The sequence below is a fragment of the Microvirga antarctica genome, from assembly GCF_017921815.1.
GTDB classification, from domain to species: domain Bacteria; phylum Pseudomonadota; class Alphaproteobacteria; order Rhizobiales; family Beijerinckiaceae; genus Microvirga; species Microvirga antarctica.
This window is the reverse complement of record NZ_JAGEMM010000184.1, coordinates 1-282: the sequence shown is the minus strand read 5'-3', so window position 1 is coordinate 282 and position 282 is coordinate 1. Positions and strand designations below refer to the sequence as shown.

Below are 282 nucleotides of genomic sequence, written 5' to 3'. Positions count from 1 at the left end.
CGCCAGGCTTTCTGCTCCCAGCGCCAGCATCACCAGACGATCAACACCCAGCGCCACGCCGGAACAATCCGGTAGACCGGCGGCCAGCGCATCCAGTAGATTTTGGTCAATCGGCTGCTGCGGCAGACCGCGCGCGGCGCGCTTACGATTGTCCTGTTCAAAGCGCTGTTGTTGCTCACGTGCGTCCGTCAGTTCGTGGAAACCATTCGCCAGCTCAATACCTTTGTAGTACACCTCAAAGCGCTCGGCGACGCGATGATCCTCGGTACTGATTTGTGCCAG

The 282-nt window shown here is 59.6% G+C and carries 1 protein-coding gene; it reads right to left on the bottom strand.

Annotation, left to right across the window (positions count from 1 at the left end; all coding sequences use genetic code 11):
• Positions 1 to 282: amino acid--tRNA ligase-related protein (locus J4G32_RS21405; protein ID WP_343232700.1), on the bottom strand; the 282-nt coding region annotated here is incomplete at both ends.